Origin of the sequence: Cupriavidus sp. BIC8F, from assembly GCF_032465815.1 — a bacterium.
In the GTDB taxonomy this organism is placed as follows: Bacteria; Pseudomonadota; Gammaproteobacteria; order Burkholderiales; family Burkholderiaceae; genus Cupriavidus; species Cupriavidus necator.
In genome coordinates, this window is record NZ_CP136094.1 from 447,663 (window position 1) to 462,774 (window position 15,112).

Below are 15,112 nucleotides of genomic sequence, written 5' to 3' on the forward strand. Positions count from 1 at the left end.
ACCAGAGCGAAAGCAAGAGGAGACAGCAGATGAACGAACAGGCGTTCTTCGAGGACCTGGAAGCCCGGCATCGCAAGATCTGGCCCACCGGCCTGCCCGATGCACCGGTCTACCCCCATGGCGAGGCCCCGTTGGGCGATTACCTGCGCGCGTGGGCGCGCAAGCGCCCGGACCACGCCGCGCTGGTCTGGTACGGCACCACCGTGACCTACGCCGAGCTCGACGACCTGTCCGAGCGCTGCGCCGCGCTGCTCAAGGGCCGCGGCGTGGGCGCAGGCGACCGGGTGGCAGTGATGATGGGCAACTGCCCGCAGTTCCACGTGGTCTTCTACGGCATCCTCAAGCTGGGCGCGGTCTATGTGCCGGTCAACCCGCTCTTCAAGGAACAGGAACTGGTCTATGAGCTGAACGATGCCGGCGCCACCACAGTCATCGTGCAGGACCAGCTTGCGCCGCTGCTGATGTCGGTGCGCGCGCAGACGCGGCTGCACACCGTCTACACCACCAGTGCCGGCGCGATGCTGCCGGCGCGGCCCGAGCTGCCGCTGCCAGCGGGACTCGACGCGCCCCCGCTGGCCGTGGAAGGCACCATCGACCTGCTGCAGGCGCTGCGCGACACCGAGCCGGTGGCACTGCCCCCGGTCGACATGGACGCGCTCGCCGCACTGAACTACACCGGCGGCACCACCGGCCTGCCCAAGGGCTGCATGCACACGCAGCGCGACATGGTCTACACCGCGGCGGCTTCCTACGCGCTCACCGGCGGTGTCGATGCGCAACGGCTGGCGGAAGGCTCCGACGACGTGATGCTGAATTTCCTGCCGATGTTCTGGATCGCGGGCGAGAACCTCGGGCTGATCTACCCGATCTTCAGCGGCGCGACGGTGGTGCTGCTGGCGCGCTGGGACCCCGTGGCGGTGATGGCCGCGATCGAGCGCTATCGCGTCAACCGCACCTTCGTGGTGGTGGACAACGCGGTCGAGCTGATGAACCACCCCGATTGCGGCCGCTACGACCTGCGCTCGCTGCAGCATACGCGCGCGGCCTCGTTCATCCGCAAGATCACACCTGACATCCGCGAGCGCTGGCACGCGCTGACCGGCAGCATCATTGCCGAGGGCGCGTGGGGCATGACCGAAACCCATACCAGCGACACCTTCACCACCGGCATGCAGGACGACGACATGGACCTGCGCGGCCGCCCGGTCTTTGTCGGCCTGCCGGTGCCGGGCACGCGCATCAAGATCTGCGACTTCGACACCGGCGCGGTGCTGCCGGTCGGCGAGGAAGGCGAGATCGTGGTCAGCACGCCGTCGCTGTTCAAGGGCTACTGGGGCCGCCCCGACGTGGATGCCGAGGTGTTCCGCGACGGTTGGTTCCGCACCGGCGATATCGGCGCCTATGACGAGGCGGGCTACCTGCATTTCCTGGGGCGGCGCAAGGAGATGCTCAAGGTGCGCGGCATGAGCGTGTTCCCGTCCGAGCTGGAGGTGCTGCTGTCGCGCCACCCGGCGGTGCTGGGCTCGGCCGTGGTGGGCCGCCCCGACCCGGACAAGGGCCAGGTCCCGGTGGCCTTTATCCGCCTGCGCGCCGAGCACGCCGACGGCATCACTGCCGACACGCTGCATGCATGGTGCCGCGAGCAGATGGCGGTCTACAAGGTGCCCGAGATCCGCATCCTGCCCGAGTTCCCGTTGACCGCCACCGGCAAGGTGCGCAAGGTCGAGCTGCAGGCCCTGCTGGATACCGAGGCCGGCGGCTGAACGGGATCGCTGCCGGGTAGTACCGCCGTACCGGACGAGGACGCCGCGCGCGCGTGCCGCACGCCTGCGCGTCGAGCAAGCGCGGCTGGCGTGCAACGGCACAACGAAGGAGCCAACGGTTATGCAGGACCGATCCACCGGCAATGCCTTCAAAGAAGACCGCCACTTCGTCACCGCGCTGGCGCGCGGGCTGGAAGTGCTGGCCTGCTTCCGCACCTGCGACCGCGTGCTGGGCAACCAGGAAATCGCCCGCCGCTGCGGGCTGCCCAAGTCGACGGTATCGCGCCTGACCTCCACCCTGACCCGGCTGGGCTACCTGGCGCAGGCCGAAGGCAGCCACAAGTACAGCCTGGGCACGGCCTGCCTGCGGCTTGGCAGCGCCATGCTGTCACGGCTGGACATCCGCAAGGTGGCGCGGCCGCTGATGCAGGAGCTGGCGGACTTTTCCGGCGGTACGGTGTCGCTGGGCACGCGCGACCGGTTCTCGATGATCTATGTCGAGCACTGCCGCAGCTGCGCCGCGATCGCGCTGACGCTCGATACCGGCTCGCGCATTCCCGTCGCCACCTCGGCCATCGGCCGCGCCTGGCTGGCGGTGGTGCCGGACCAGGAGCGCCAGGCCTTCATGGAACAGGTGCGCGACGTCGACGACATGGCGTGGCCGCGCCTGCGCCAGGGCATCGAACAGGGCCTGGCGGACCACCTCACCCTGGGCGTGACCTGCTCGATGGGCGAGTGGCAGCCGGACGTCAACGGCATTGCGCGCGGCTTCGAGCCCGGCCATGGCATGCCGCCCATGGCCATCAACGTGGGCGGGCCGTCGTTCCGCCTGTCCCCGTCATTCCTGCTCGACGAGGTGCGCCCGCGCCTGCTGGAGGTGGTACGCCAGCTGGAAGGCAGCTTCCCGCGCTGAGCGCATCCGTTGTTCACACCAACAGCGCCGCCACGAGACGGCGCAACAGGAGGAGCACCATGCAAGTGAAGTTGACCGACGCCGCCCGGCGCCGCCTGCTGGCCGGCATGCTGGCCGCCGCCACCGTCCCCGCGGCCCACGCCGCGCCGGCCGCCCCGGCCAGCGGCAGCCTCACCGTCGCCTTCGGCGCGGAGTCGACCACGCTCGATCCGGTCAAGATCTCGGCCGGCGTCGACCACTACTTTGTCGGCCAGATCTTCGAGATGCTGGTGCGCCGCAATGCCGCGCTCAAGGACGAGAACTGGCTGGCGGAGAACTGGAAGCTGGAAACCGGCAAGGACGGCAAGCCCGTGCTCGACGTGCAGCTGCGCAAGGGCGTGCGCTTCCACAACGGCGACCCGCTGACGTCCGAGGACCTCGAGTTCTCCTGGCAACGCCAGCGCGACCCCAAGAGCAGCTTCTTCTCGCACTATGTCTCGTCGGTGGAGCGTTTCGAGATCGTGGATGCGCACCGCTTCAAGCTGCATTTCAAGGAGCCGGATGCGCAGTTCATCGTCGGCAACATGCAGCTGTGGGCCATGCCCAAGAAGTACATCCAGAAGGTCGGCGAAGAAGAGTTCGCCCGCAAGCCGGTCGGCACCGGGCCGTGGAAGTTTGTCTCGCGCACGGTCAAGGACGAACTGAAGCTGGAAGCCTTTGACGGCTACTGGAACAAGGAGAAGCGGCCCGGCGTCAAGGAGCTGACCATCAAGGTGATTCCCGAGGACCTGACCCGGGTGGCGGCCTTCAAGACCGGCAAGGTCGATTTCATCGACAACGTGCCGCCCTCGATGGTCGAGGAATTCAAGAAGATGCCCGGCGTGAAGACCGTCACGCTGGTGAGCGGCAACAACCTGTTCCTCAATTTCAACACGCAGATGCCGAAGTCGCCGTTCAACGATGTGCGCGTGCGGCAAGCGGCCGCGCACGCCATCGATGTCGACGCCATCATCAAGCGCGTGCTGTTCGGCCAGGGCGAGCGCTATGCGCAGGTGGGCAAGGAGTCGAATGGCTACGACCCCGAGCTCAAGCCCTACGCCTTCGACCAGAAGCGTGCGCGCGAGCTGCTCAGGCAGGCGGGCTATCCCAATGGCTTCGAGACCCCCTGCTACAACCTCACCACGCCGCGCGAACCGGGCGTGAAGGAAGTGGGCGAAGCCATGTATGCCTACCTGAGTTCCGTGGGCATCCGCTGCCAGGTGCGCAACCTGGAGTACGGGGCCTGGATCAGCCTGGGCAAGCGCGGCCGCTCGGGCCCGCCGGAGATGGACGGCGTGCTGAGCTGGATGTGGTCGCAGGGGCTGCCCGGCGACCCGGGACTGGCCTGGTCCGGTCATTTGCACAGCTACCAGGGCGGCGGCGGCTGGGGCACTTATTCCTACACCAGCGACCCCGAGGTCGACGCGCTGCTGGAGAAGCAGCGCCAGACCATGGACCCAGCGGCGCGCACCGCGCTGCTGCGCCAGATCGCGCGGCTCAAGCAGGAGCGCGTGCTGGGCGGCCTGCCGACCTACCGGCCGCTGGTGACCTTTGCCTGGCGCGACAACAAGATCAACTACGTGCCCTGGCCCATCCGCGACTACTGGCGCTCATTCCAGGAAGTCAGCTGGAAGCAGTGATCCGCCGCCGCGCCCGGCGCCCGAGCCGGGTGCGGCATTCCCGCTGACGATTCTCCGACGGAGCCTGTCATGCCTATTGCGAAACGCCTGCTGCACGGCCTGATCAGCATCCTTGGCGCGAGCGTGATCATCTTCCTGATCTCGCGCCTGTCCGGCGACCCGCTTGCCCTGTTGCTGCCGGCCGACGCTCCGCCGCAGGTGATTGAGGCAACGCGCCGCCATCTCGGCCTGGACCAGCCCCTGGTGGCGCAGTACCTGGTCTTCCTCGGCCATGCCGTCACCGGCGACTTCGGCAACTCGTACCGCTGGCAGGAACCGGCACTGGGGCTGATCCTGGAGCGGCTGCCGGCCACGGTGGAACTGGCGCTGGCCGCGCTGGGCTTCTCGATTGCGATGGCGGTGCCGTTCGGCGTGCTGTCGGCGGTCTACCGCGGCTCCTGGTTCGACCGCTTTGCCAAGGTCTTCGCCATGCTTGGCCAGGCCATGCCCAACTTCTGGGTCGGGCTGCTGCTGATCCTGTTCTTCGCGGTGCAGCTGAACTGGCTGCCGGCGTTCGGGCGCGATTCGTGGAACAGCCTGGTGCTGCCCGCGATTGCGCTGGGCTGGTATCCAGTGGCGGCGCAGATCCGCGTGGTGCGCTCGGCCATGCTGGATGTGCTCGACAGCGACTACATCCGCATGGGCCGCGCCATGGGCCTGCCCGAGCGCGTGCTGATCTGGAAGTACGCGCTGCGCAACGCGGCCATTCCGCTGGTGACCATCCTCGGCGTGTACTTCCCGGCGATGCTGGGCGGCGCCTTCGTGGTCGAAGTCATCTTCGCCTGGCCAGGTGTCGGCCGCACCGTGGTCGAGGCCGTGTTCGCGCGCGACTTTCCCGTGGTGCAGGCGGGCGTGATGCTCACCTCCGTGCTGTTCGTGCTGTCCAACCTGCTGGTCGACCTGAGCTACGGCCTGATCGACCCGAGGATCCGCCATGCCTGAGATCACCGTTCCTCCCGCCAGCGCCCCGGCGGCGCCGGCCCGCGAGCGCCGGCGGCGTGACCTGCGTGGCCTGCCCTGGTTTGCGCTGGCAATCTTTCCGGTGCTGCTGGTCTGCGCCGTCGGCGGCGAGGCGCTGCTGCCGCACGACCCCAACGGCCTCGACCTCGGCCTGGCCTTCCAGCCGCCGGCCTGGCTGGCGGGCGGCAGCTGGGCCTATCCACTGGGCACCGACAACATGGGGCGCGACCTGCTCTCGCGCATCATGGCCGGCACGCGCATCTCGCTGGTGGTCGCGCTGTACGCCATCCTGATCTCGGGCGGCATCGGCACCGCCGCCGGCATGCTGGCCGGCTACTTCGGCGGGCGCCTGGACGCGCTCATCATGCGGCTGGTCGATATCCAGATGTCGATCCCCGCGCTGGCGCTGGCGCTGGTGCTGGCCGCGGTGCTGGGCCCAGGCTTCAACACCGTGGTGCTGGTGATCGTGGTGACCTACTGGACCTGGTATGCGCGCATCGTGCGCGGCGAGGTGATGTTGCTCAAGCAGCGCGACTACGTGGCGCTGGCGCGCGTGGCCGGCTGCGGCACGCTCACCATCTTCCGCCGCCACCTGCTGCCCAACCTGCTCAACACCCTGCTGGTGCTGGCCACGCTGCAGGTGGGCCAGGTGATCATCTTCGAGGCCTCGCTGAGCTTTCTCGGCCTGGGCATCCAGCAACCCGACGTGTCGTGGGGGCTGATGCTGGCCGATGCGCGCAACTACATCACCAACGCGTGGTGGGCCATCACCATGCCCGGACTGGCCATCATGGCCACCTGCCTGGCATCCAACCTGCTGGGCGACTGGCTGCGCGACCACTTCGACCCGAAAAGGAGGCAGCTATGACCGGCCCCGACCCGCACGTGACGCAACGCCCGTCGCCAGCGCCCGCCGCCGGGGTCTCCCCCCGCGGCGCGCCCATGCTGTCGGTGCAGGGGCTGACCACGCACCTCGAACTGCGCCGCGGCACGGTGCGCGCCGTGGACGGCGTCGACCTGCATGTGCATGAGGGCGAGACCCTGGGTGTGGTGGGCGAATCCGGTTCAGGCAAGTCCATGACGATCCTGTCGATCCTGCGCCTGCTGCCGCGCCAGGGCGGCGTGCACCTGGGCGGCAAGGTGCTGCTCGATGGCGTGGACCTGCTGCAGCTGCCCGAGAAGACCATGAGCACGCAGTACCGCGGCCGCAAGATCGCCATGATCTCGCAGGATCCGCTGACCTCGCTGAACCCGGTCTTCACGGTGGGCGACCAGGTCGGCGCGCCGCTGCGCTTCCACGGCCGCGCCGACAGCCGCGAGGCGCGACGGCGCCAGGTGGTGCAGGTGCTGGACAGCGTGCGCATCCCCTCGCCCGAGACGCGGCTGGACGATTATCCGCACCAGTTCAGCGGCGGCATGCGCCAGCGCGTGGTGACCGGCATGGCCATTGCCAGCGCGCCGCGCCTGCTGGTGGCGGACGAACCCACCTCGGCACTGGACGTGACCATCCAGGTGCAGATCATGGCGCTGTTCCGCAAGATCCAGGCGCAGACCGGGGTCGGCATCATCCTGATCACGCACGACCTGGGCGTGGCCGCCAGCATCTGCCACCGGGTGGCGGTGATGTACGCCGGACGCATTGTCGAGACCGGCGATGTGCGCACGCTGTACCAGCGCCCCGCCCATCCCTACACGCAGGCCCTGCTCCAGGCCATCCCCCACTTCGGCGAAAAGCGCGAGCGCCTGTACGCCATTCAGGGCAGCCCGCCCAGCCTGATCGACCCGCCGCACGGCTGCCGTTTCGCGGCGCGCTGCCCGCACCGCAAGCCGCTGTGCGATGACGCCTATCCCCCCGAGATCGAACTTGAATCCGGCCACAAGGTGAGCTGCTGGCTGGCTTCGGCCGGCTGAGCCACGGCAACACAGGAGGCGCCATGCTGCTCGAAGTCGAAAACCTGAAGAAGCATTTCCCCGCGCGCGGCGGCGGCACGGTGCGCGCCGTCGACGGCGTCAGCTTTGCCGTGGATGCCGGCCAGACCTATGCGCTGGTGGGCGAGTCCGGCTGCGGCAAGACCACCATCGCCAGGCAGCTGCTGCTGCTTGAGCGCCCCAGCGCCGGCACCATCCGCTTCGACGGCCAGGACGTGCTGGCGCTGGACCGCAAGGGCGTGCTCGCTTACCGGCGCCAGGTGCAGGCGGTGTTCCAGGATCCGTCCTCGTCGCTCAATCCGCGCCTGAAAGTGGGCATGCTGCTGGCCGAGCCGCTGCTTGCGCACGGCCAGGGCGGCGACCGCGCCGCGCTGCGCCGGCGGCTGCTGGAGCTGCTGGAGATCGTCGGCCTGCCGCCCGGCGCGCTTGACCTTTATCCGCACGAGTTCAGCGGCGGCCAGCGCCAGCGCATTGCCGTGGCGCGCGCGCTGGCGCTGCAGCCACGGCTGATCGTGCTGGACGAGCCCACCTCGGCGCTGGATGTCTCGATCCGGGCGCAGATCGTCAACCTGCTGTCCGATATCCAGCGCAGCTTCGGCCTGGCCTATGTGGTGATCGCCCATGACCTGGCGCTGGTGGAGCACTTCAGCTCGGCCGTGGGCGTGATGTACCTGGGCAATATGGCCGAAAGCGGGCCCAGCGCCGCCGTGTTCAGCGCCCCGCGCCACCCCTACACGCAGGCGCTGCTGGGCTCGGCGCCGCGGCCCGACCCCGACCACCAGCCGGCCGAGGGGCTGATCCTGGGCGATATCGGCTCGGCGCTGAGCCCGCCAGCGGGCTGCAAGTTCCATCCGCGCTGCCCGCGGGCGGTGCCGGCCTGCGCCACCGAGATCCCCCGCATGCTGCGGCTGGACCCGGCCGCCGGTTCAGCCGCGCCCGCGCACGTGGCCGCCTGCCACCTGCTCCACTAAGAACCCGTTTCAGAATGAAAAAGGGGCGCGAAGGCTGCTGCCGGGCCGCAGGGCTAGGCGTGGCCGACGCCGCGTGGTCATTCCACGCAAGGAGGCCACAACGACGCCATGCGGCCCGGCAGCAGCCTTCCCTGCGGGTTCAAGCCAGGCGCGGCGCATGCGTCGTTGCGGGCCTTGACCTTGGAATGACCAAGGCCGGCGGCCCGCGCCTAGCCTGCGCCGCGCCTGGCTTGAACGCGTCCCCTTTTTCATTCTGAAACGGGTTCCAAGGGCCGGGGCACGCGTCAGCCGCCCTGCATCTTCGACGGATCGTCGCTTCGCGAGGTCGTGGTGACGGTGCCGTCGCTGTTGAAATGCACGTTGAAGAAGGCCTTGTCGGTGGAGGTTTCCATCCAGCGGTAGCCCCACACCTCTTCCTTCTTCAGCGCAAATGCCTCCACCTTGGTGGGCTTGCCCAGCAGGCGGCGGATGTCGTCCTTGCTCATGCCGGCGCGCACGCGTGCGAAGTTCTCGGCTGACAGCACCTGCTCGATCTTCGCGACCTTGCCATCGGCGCTGATGGTGGCCATCCAGGTGGTGGTGCCCTCGGGGCCGCGCGGGTACTCCAGCCGGCGCCCGCCGTCGGCCTCTTCCCAGACGATCTCCGGCTTGCCGGCCTGGCGCCGCAGGTCTTCCTCGGTGGACTGGCCGGGGACGATGCCCTTGAACAGCTCGCTGTCGGGCTTGATCGCGTTCCAGGTGTTGCGGGCGGTGTCGCCCGCCTTCTTCATGGCTTCATCGACCTTCTGCTGGTCGCAGCCGAACAGCGCAAGCAAAGCGGCAAAGAGTCCCATCGCGGCAAGGCGTCGCGGCGACGCGAAAGTGGAGGGGCGCCCGTCAGCGGCGCTCGGGTTCGGCGACGGCTGCCGAGGCTGCCTGTGCCGCGCTGTCGGGACTGGTTGGCTGGCTCTCATCCTGCTGGCTCCTACTGGTGCCGCTGCGACCCGAGGTTCCGCTGAACAGGTTCGCCCAGCTGTCGAAACGGCGGTTGAACAACACCGACAAACCGTTGATGGACCCGCCCTTGGCAATCAGCGACCAGCGCCGCGAGAACTGCCAGGTCAGCTTCACCACGTTCGAGGCCGATGTCAGGCTCTGCTCATAGCCGACCGACATACGGTCGGTAATGGCCTTGCCCATGCTGACCACCTGCTGGTCATTGAGACCCGCGGTACTGGGCCCGATCGAGAATTCGTCGATGCCGAAATGCTGCACGATCCCCTTGCCGGCCTTGCCGCCGATCATGCCCAGCGCCGCGCCGCCCAGCGCGGCGCCACCCAGCTGGCGCTGCTGGCCGGCACCGGCGCTTTCCGCGCCGTAGCCGAACATCAGCCACGAGAGCTTATCCTCTTCCGGCACGTTGGGCTCCGACACCAGCCGCACGCGCGGCAGCCGCACCGTGCCGGTCACCTCCACGCCCGCCTCCACTTCCTGGTTGCGGCGCATGGCGCGGATGTTCATGTTCGGGTTGTCGATCGGGCCGTTGAAGTTAAGGACGCCACGCTCGATGTCCAGCTTGCGCCCGAAGGCTTCATAAGTGCCGTCGGTCACGCGCACCGTGCCGGTGGCCTTCATCGGTGCCAGGGGTTCGCTCTTGATACCCATCTGGCCGGCCAGCAACAGGTCCGCGCCCGCGCCCCGGAAGCGGAAGTTGTTGCCCAGGTCCACAGTCAGGTCGATCACCGGGCTGAACTTGCTTGCCGGCTTGGTCTCCGGCGCCGGCGTGGCGGCAGTCTTCACGGCGCGCTGGTCCTTGCGCCGGATCACCACCACATCGTCGCCCAGCACCGGCGCGCCGGCCTTGGGCAGGTCGAACAGGCCGCGGTCGACGCGGATCTTGCCGCGGATCACGACCTGCTTGTTCTCGTTGGCGATGCTGGCGTCGCCCGAGACCACCAGCGTGCGCTCGGGGCTGGCGAACAGCTGCAGCTTGTCGGCGACGATCTTGCCGGTCAGGTTGGGATCGGCCTCGCCCAGCTTGATGTTGCCGGTGGCCGTGATCTTGCCGTCGCCGCCATGGAATTCCACGTGCTTGAGCTCGACCGTGTTCTGGTCCAGCACCACGCGCACGGTGCCGTCGGTCAGGCGCAGGCCCAGGTCGTACAGCGTGACGGCGAGGTTGTCGCCGTCGACGGTGCCGGTCAGCAGCGGCGCGCCGACCGTGCCGGCCAGGCGCATCGCCGCGGCCAGTTTGCCGTCGAAGGCGTACTGCGGGCCGGTCAGCGCTTCCAGCGATTTCAGGCGCGGCACGTCGACAGTGACCGTGCCGCCCAGGGTCGAGGCCGGGCCCACGGTCTGCAGCCCCTGCTCCTGCACCAGGCCGGCGGAGGCGTCCACCACCACCTTGCCGATGCGGCCCGACACCATGCCGCCGCGCAGCGCGATGCGGTTGCCGCCGGCCTCGGCGCGCAGGCTGGTCTCGCCCAGGCCGAGCGTGGTGAAGCCCCGGCCGGCGTTGACCGAGAGGTCGCCGCTGCGCCGGCGCAGTTCGGCAAAGCCGGTCGCGGTCTCGGCCAGCGCCAGGTTCCAGCGGCCGTCGATGACCAGGTCGGAGCGCACCGGCGGCTTCTCGCCGGTGATGGTTTCCATCAGTTCCAGCACATGGCCCACCTGCACGCCGTCCAGGCTGCCCGCGCTGCGGATGCGGCCGTGGTCCCAGTCCAGGCTGTCGATCACCAGCGTGGCGCGGTCCAGCAGCAGGCGCGCGGCGCCCAGGCGCACGCGCTGGTCGGCCACCAGCAGCTGCGTCGGCGCGGCCAGGCGCAGGTTGACGGTGCTGCGCTCTTCCAGCGTGCGGATGGTGCCGTTCCAGCCATCCTTGCCCTTCCACGCGCCCTGCCCCGCCAGCGCCAGCTGCAATGGCCGCTGGTGCAGGCTGCCGGCCGCCTTGACGTCGAAGGTATGGTTGGCCTGGGTCCCGTTGAGCGTGGCATCGAGCGTGCTCAGGCTTGCCTGCGGGCCGCGGTAGTCGCGCGCGGCCAGCTGCACCGAGAGCGGGCCGTCCAGCCCGCCGCGCACCTCGGCGCGGCCGCTGGCAGTGGCCACCTTGTGCGGGCCCACTTCCAGCGCCTGCGCGTTGTAGTCGGCCACCACTTCGGGTTTCTTCAGCGTGCCGGTGATGGTGGCGTCGAGCTTGAGCTTGCCGGCCACGCCAAACTTGAGCCGCTCCAGCTGCGGCGCATCGACCGCCAGCTTGAGCGCATCGCCGCGCGCGCCGAAGCTGCCGCGCAGGTTGGCCTGGTTGCCGGCCATGCTCAGCGAGGCCTCGCTCGGCAAGAGCCGCTCGCCCGCCAGGCGCACCTTGCCGCCGCCGGTCATCGGCAGGCCCGCGTATTCGCTCTCATGCACGGCAAAATCCAGCGCCACGCCAAGCTCCGGCGCGATCTCGCCGGTCGCGGTGAAATCCGCATTGATGCGGCCGGCGGCAACCTTGGCCAGGCGCGAGGGATCGAACGAGGCCAGCTTGCCCTTGAAGCTGAACGGCTGCTTGTCCTTCAGGCCGAGCTTGCCTTCCGCGGTCAGCAAACCCGGGCCCACCGCGGCGCGCAGCGTGGCCAGCGTGACCGCCTCGGCATCGATACTGGCATCGGCGAAAAGCTTGAGCGGCCCGCCCGACAAGTCCAGCGCCACGCTTTGCCGGCCCGGCTCCATCCGCACCGCCACCGGGCCGGACAGGCTGGCGCTGGTCAGCGAGCCATGCAGCGCAGCCGGGTCCAGCCTGCGCACGTCCAGGTCGAAACCGCCTCGGCCGCCGCGCAGCGAACCGCCGCCGGCGATCTCGGCCTTGCCGGCCAGCGCCACGCGCAGGTCCGAGACCGTCTGTGCCATCTCGCTCAGCTCGACATGGGCGCGCACCGACTGGACCGGCAGCCGCTCCTTGTCCAGCGGACCGGCTTCCAGGTTGCGGATCTCGATGTCGCCGGCGACAGCCAGCGGTGCGGGCGCCGGCGCGGTCGCAGGGGCGGATGCGGATACACCCGATGCCGCCGGGGGAGCCGATGCCGCCACGGCGCTGGCCGCCTGCGCGCCGGCACCCGCCGCCACGCCGTCCACCGGCCGCAGCTCGGCATGCACGGTCAGGTTGGCCTGTGGCGCCGACGGGCTGAACAGGCGCGGGTTGATGCGATCGCCATCGACCAGCAGGTGCGTGAACGGCACCTTGCCGAACGGCGTCAGGTCGACGCCGGCGCGCAGGTGGATGCTGTCGCCGCTGGCCTGCAGCTCGGCACGCAGCGCGTCCAGGTTGCCCTTGGCGGTGGCATTGACGGCAAAGGCCTCATCCTGCCAGCTGCTTTCCAGCAAGGCTTCGGCGCTGAGCGCGAACGGGGCGCGTGCGCCCAGCTGGGCGTTGGCCGCCAGCTTGCCGTACGGTGTTTCCAGCTTGTCCACGCTGACGCGGTGGCGCTGGCCGTCGCTGTGCAGCGCGCCGGCCAGGTTGCTGAACACCATCGGCTCGGCCGTGGGCGCCGTGCCCTGCAGCAGCGACAGCCGCTCAAGCGTCAGGGAATCGACATCGATGGCCAGCGGCAGTTCGAGCGACGTGGGCTTCTGCATCGGCTCGGTGCTCGGCTCCGACGGACCGAGCTTCACTTCGGCCTTGCCGATGCGCAGCCACTGCAGGTGCAGGCGCCGCGCCTGCCAGTTGAGCACCCAGTTGCCATCCACGCGGTCCACCGCCACGCGCGTCTGGCCGCTGGCGAACACCACGTCGCGCAGGCGCAGGCCGTGCGCTACGGTGCCGCCTTCCAGCCGGCCGCTGAGCATGCCGGCCGACAGCCGCGTGGCCAGCGTCCACAGGTGGCGGGTGCCGGTCTCGGTGCGCAGCGCCGCCACGCCCGCCGCCACCAGCGCCACCATCAGCAGCAGCAGGATGCCGGCCAGCCAGGCCAGCACGCGCCACAGCCACCGGCGCTTGCGCGGCGCGGGCGGGGTCGGAGTCTGGGCCGAATCGCCGCCGGGCACCGAAGGCAGATCGTGGGCGCTCATGCCGGCATCCGGGTCAGGCGGGGAAGACAAGGGTGCCGCATCAGAACGCCACCCCCAGCGAGATATGTGGCCGGAACTGCTGCGCCTGGATGCCGTAGCCCAGGTCCAGCTGCAGCGGGCCCACCGGCGTGCGCCAGCGCACGCCGACGCCCACGCCGTTGTAGATGGTCACGCCGCGCAGGTTGTCGGCGGCAGTGCCGAGATCCCAGAACACCGCCACGCCCCAGTCCGGCTTGAACCAGTACTGGTACTCCAGGCTGCCGGTGCCCAGGTACTTGGCCGGCAAGATGCTGGAGCCGCTGGGCGTGCCGATCGACTGGTAGCTGTAGCCGCGGATCGAATCGGTGCCGCCGGCGCGAAAGCGCAGCGTGGCCGGGATCTGGCTGGAGCTGTCGCCGGTCAGGTCGGCACCGAGTTCCAGCCGTGCCACCACCAGGTCGCGCTTGCCCACCGGTATGTACTGGCGGATACGGCCGTACAGCCGCAGGAAGGTGGCATCGCTGAGGAAACCCTTGGCGGCCACCCCGATCTGGGTGCTGATCACGTTGCCGCGGCGCGGGAACACGGGATTGTCGACGTCGCGCCGCGTCCACGCAAAGGCCGGCACCAGCGCCTTGCTGATCTGGGCGGCCTGGCCCTCCGGCAGCAGCTTGTCGTAGTAGAAATCGAGCGACGTCGTCACGTCGTACTTCTCGCGCGAGCGCGAGCGCTTCAGGCCCGCGCGCAGGCTGGTGGTGTCGGTGTTCTCGATATCGATGGTGCGCTCGTAGCTGCTGTACACGCTGTTGCGGTAGTTGCCCCTGTCCGGCGGCATCGCGGTCTCGGCGAACAGATAGGAGCGCTTCTGCTCCAGCCGCGCCTGCGAGTCGAAGGTCCAGGCGCGGTTGAACAGGTTGTAGTACGAATAGCGGCCTTCGATCTGCGCGCCGGTGTCGGTGGTAAAGCCCACGCCGCTGTTGAGCCGGTGCGCCGGATATTCGCGCACGCGCACCAGGACTGGCGAGCTCACCACGCCGTCAGCCGCCTTGTCGGCGTCCGGCGGCGGTTCCAGGTCGACCTGCACATTGGAGAAGTACGGCTGGTTCTGGATCGCGCGCTGCAGCTCCAGCAGCCGCTCCACGCGGTACGGCTCGCCCTCGCTCAGCGGGTTGACGTTGTAGATGATCTGTTCCGGATAGCGGCGCGTGCCAGTCACCTTCAGCGGCCCCAGCAGGTAGGCCGGGCCGCTGGCGTAATGCGCGGACAGGTCCGCGCGCTGGTCGTCCGGCTCCACGCGCGCCTGCGACGCGGCCAGGCGCGCGCCATAGTAGTTGTGGCTCTGCAGCGTGACCAGCGCGTCTTCCTTGGCCTTGTCCCAGTCGCCCTGCCGGAACGGCTCACCCACCGGCAGTCCCCACTTGGCCTGCATCTCGGCCACCTGTTCGGGCGAGCGCGTGGCTGCCGGGCCCGTCACCTGGACGTCGACATTGCGGATCAGCGTGCGCGCGCCGGGGTCGACCATCACGTGAACCACGCGCTTGTCGCCCTCGCCTTCCACGCGGGTGGTGGTGGTCGGGTCGAAGTAGCCCTCGGTGGAGGTGAGCGCCCGCACCTGCTCGCCGACGGTCTCGACCATATAGTCGAGCTGGTCCGACGAGAGGTCGGCGCGGTCCTTGTAGCGTGCCAGGTCGAGATGCTCTTCCAGCATTTCGCGGATCGGCTTGGGTGCCTCGACTTCGACCTCGTAGGCGGCGCGGGCCGGGCCGGCCGCCAGCGCCAGCACCGCGCCAAGCGCGGCCAGTACGCGAACGGCCACGCGCGCGCGGCCAGCGGAGTCAGCGGTAATAGCGGTGTCTTGCGGCATCGCCGATTGTC

The 15,112-nt window shown here is 69.3% G+C and carries 10 protein-coding genes; 7 read left to right on the forward strand and 3 right to left on the reverse strand.

Translation table 11 applies throughout. The features are described from left to right. Positions 1–29 precede the first annotated feature (29 nt). From RS901_RS02050 to RS901_RS02080, 7 genes are all read left to right on the forward strand, one after another. Positions 30–1,763, forward strand: a complete 1,734-nt coding sequence (locus RS901_RS02050) for an AMP-binding protein (protein ID WP_316151203.1) — start codon at positions 30–32, stop codon at positions 1,761–1,763. Positions 1,764–1,884: 121 nt separating this feature from the next. After that, positions 1,885–2,676 carry an IclR family transcriptional regulator gene (locus RS901_RS02055; protein ID WP_316151205.1) on the forward strand — a complete coding sequence of 264 codons (792 nt, stop codon included), beginning with the start codon at positions 1,885–1,887 and terminating at the stop codon, positions 2,674–2,676. A 59-nt stretch (positions 2,677–2,735) separates the two neighbouring features. Then, positions 2,736–4,334 (forward strand): ABC transporter substrate-binding protein, encoded by a 1,599-nt coding sequence (locus RS901_RS02060; protein ID WP_316151206.1) that lies wholly within the window; start codon positions 2,736–2,738, stop codon positions 4,332–4,334. Between the two features lie 69 nt (positions 4,335–4,403). Next, positions 4,404–5,315 carry an ABC transporter permease gene (locus RS901_RS02065; protein WP_316151208.1) on the forward strand — a complete coding sequence of 304 codons (912 nt, stop codon included), beginning with the start codon at positions 4,404–4,406 and terminating at the stop codon, positions 5,313–5,315. Further along, complete coding sequence (locus RS901_RS02070; RefSeq protein ID WP_316151209.1) at positions 5,308–6,201, forward strand: ABC transporter permease; 894 nt, start codon at positions 5,308–5,310, stop codon at positions 6,199–6,201. Before RS901_RS02065 ends, RS901_RS02070 begins: the two co-directional genes overlap by 8 nt. Then, on the forward strand, positions 6,198–7,244 hold the full coding sequence (locus RS901_RS02075; RefSeq protein ID WP_316151210.1) for an ABC transporter ATP-binding protein: 1,047 nt from the start codon (positions 6,198–6,200) through the stop codon (positions 7,242–7,244). The genes RS901_RS02070 and RS901_RS02075 overlap by 4 nt, the downstream gene beginning before the upstream one ends. 23 nt (positions 7,245–7,267) lie before the next feature. Further along, the gene (locus tag RS901_RS02080; RefSeq protein ID WP_316151211.1) at positions 7,268–8,233 is read left to right on the forward strand and encodes an oligopeptide/dipeptide ABC transporter ATP-binding protein; all 966 of its coding nucleotides are present in this window, start codon (positions 7,268–7,270) and stop codon (positions 8,231–8,233) included. Between the two features lie 284 nt (positions 8,234–8,517). On the opposite strand, the gene bamE is transcribed toward RS901_RS02080, so the two are convergent. The 3 genes from bamE to RS901_RS02095 are packed head-to-tail and all read right to left on the reverse strand — an operon-like array spanning position 8,518 to position 15,101. Then, complete coding sequence (bamE, locus tag RS901_RS02085) at positions 8,518–9,066, reverse strand: outer membrane protein assembly factor BamE domain-containing protein (protein ID WP_316151212.1); 549 nt, start codon at positions 9,064–9,066, stop codon at positions 8,518–8,520. A gap of 43 nt (positions 9,067–9,109) precedes the next feature. After that, a complete protein-coding gene (locus tag RS901_RS02090) occupies positions 9,110–13,258 on the reverse strand; it encodes a translocation/assembly module TamB domain-containing protein (RefSeq protein WP_316151213.1) in 4,149 nt (1,382 codons plus the stop codon). Between the two features lie 40 nt (positions 13,259–13,298). Further along, on the reverse strand, positions 13,299–15,101 hold the full coding sequence (locus tag RS901_RS02095; protein ID WP_316151214.1) for an autotransporter assembly complex family protein: 1,803 nt from the start codon (positions 15,099–15,101) through the stop codon (positions 13,299–13,301). Positions 15,102–15,112 lie beyond the last annotated feature (11 nt).

Bases quoted from the DNA above. Each gene is read 5' to 3' on its own strand.
- RS901_RS02080 (WP_316151211.1), top strand. From the start codon at position 7,268: ATGCTGCTCGAAGTCGAAAACCTGAAGAAGCATTTCCCCGCGCGCGGC.
- bamE (WP_316151212.1), bottom strand. From the start codon at position 9,066: ATGGGACTCTTTGCCGCTTTGCTTGCGCTGTTCGGCTGCGACCAGCAG.
- RS901_RS02075 (WP_316151210.1), top strand. From the start codon at position 6,198: ATGACCGGCCCCGACCCGCACGTGACGCAACGCCCGTCGCCAGCGCCC.
- RS901_RS02090 (WP_316151213.1), bottom strand. From the start codon at position 13,258: ATGAGCGCCCACGATCTGCCTTCGGTGCCCGGCGGCGATTCGGCCCAG.
- RS901_RS02060 (WP_316151206.1), top strand. From the start codon at position 2,736: ATGCAAGTGAAGTTGACCGACGCCGCCCGGCGCCGCCTGCTGGCCGGC.
- RS901_RS02070 (WP_316151209.1), top strand. From the start codon at position 5,308: ATGCCTGAGATCACCGTTCCTCCCGCCAGCGCCCCGGCGGCGCCGGCC.
- RS901_RS02065 (WP_316151208.1), top strand. From the start codon at position 4,404: ATGCCTATTGCGAAACGCCTGCTGCACGGCCTGATCAGCATCCTTGGC.
- RS901_RS02055 (WP_316151205.1), top strand. From the start codon at position 1,885: ATGCAGGACCGATCCACCGGCAATGCCTTCAAAGAAGACCGCCACTTC.
- RS901_RS02095 (WP_316151214.1), bottom strand. From the start codon at position 15,101: ATGCCGCAAGACACCGCTATTACCGCTGACTCCGCTGGCCGCGCGCGC.
- RS901_RS02050 (WP_316151203.1), top strand. From the start codon at position 30: ATGAACGAACAGGCGTTCTTCGAGGACCTGGAAGCCCGGCATCGCAAG.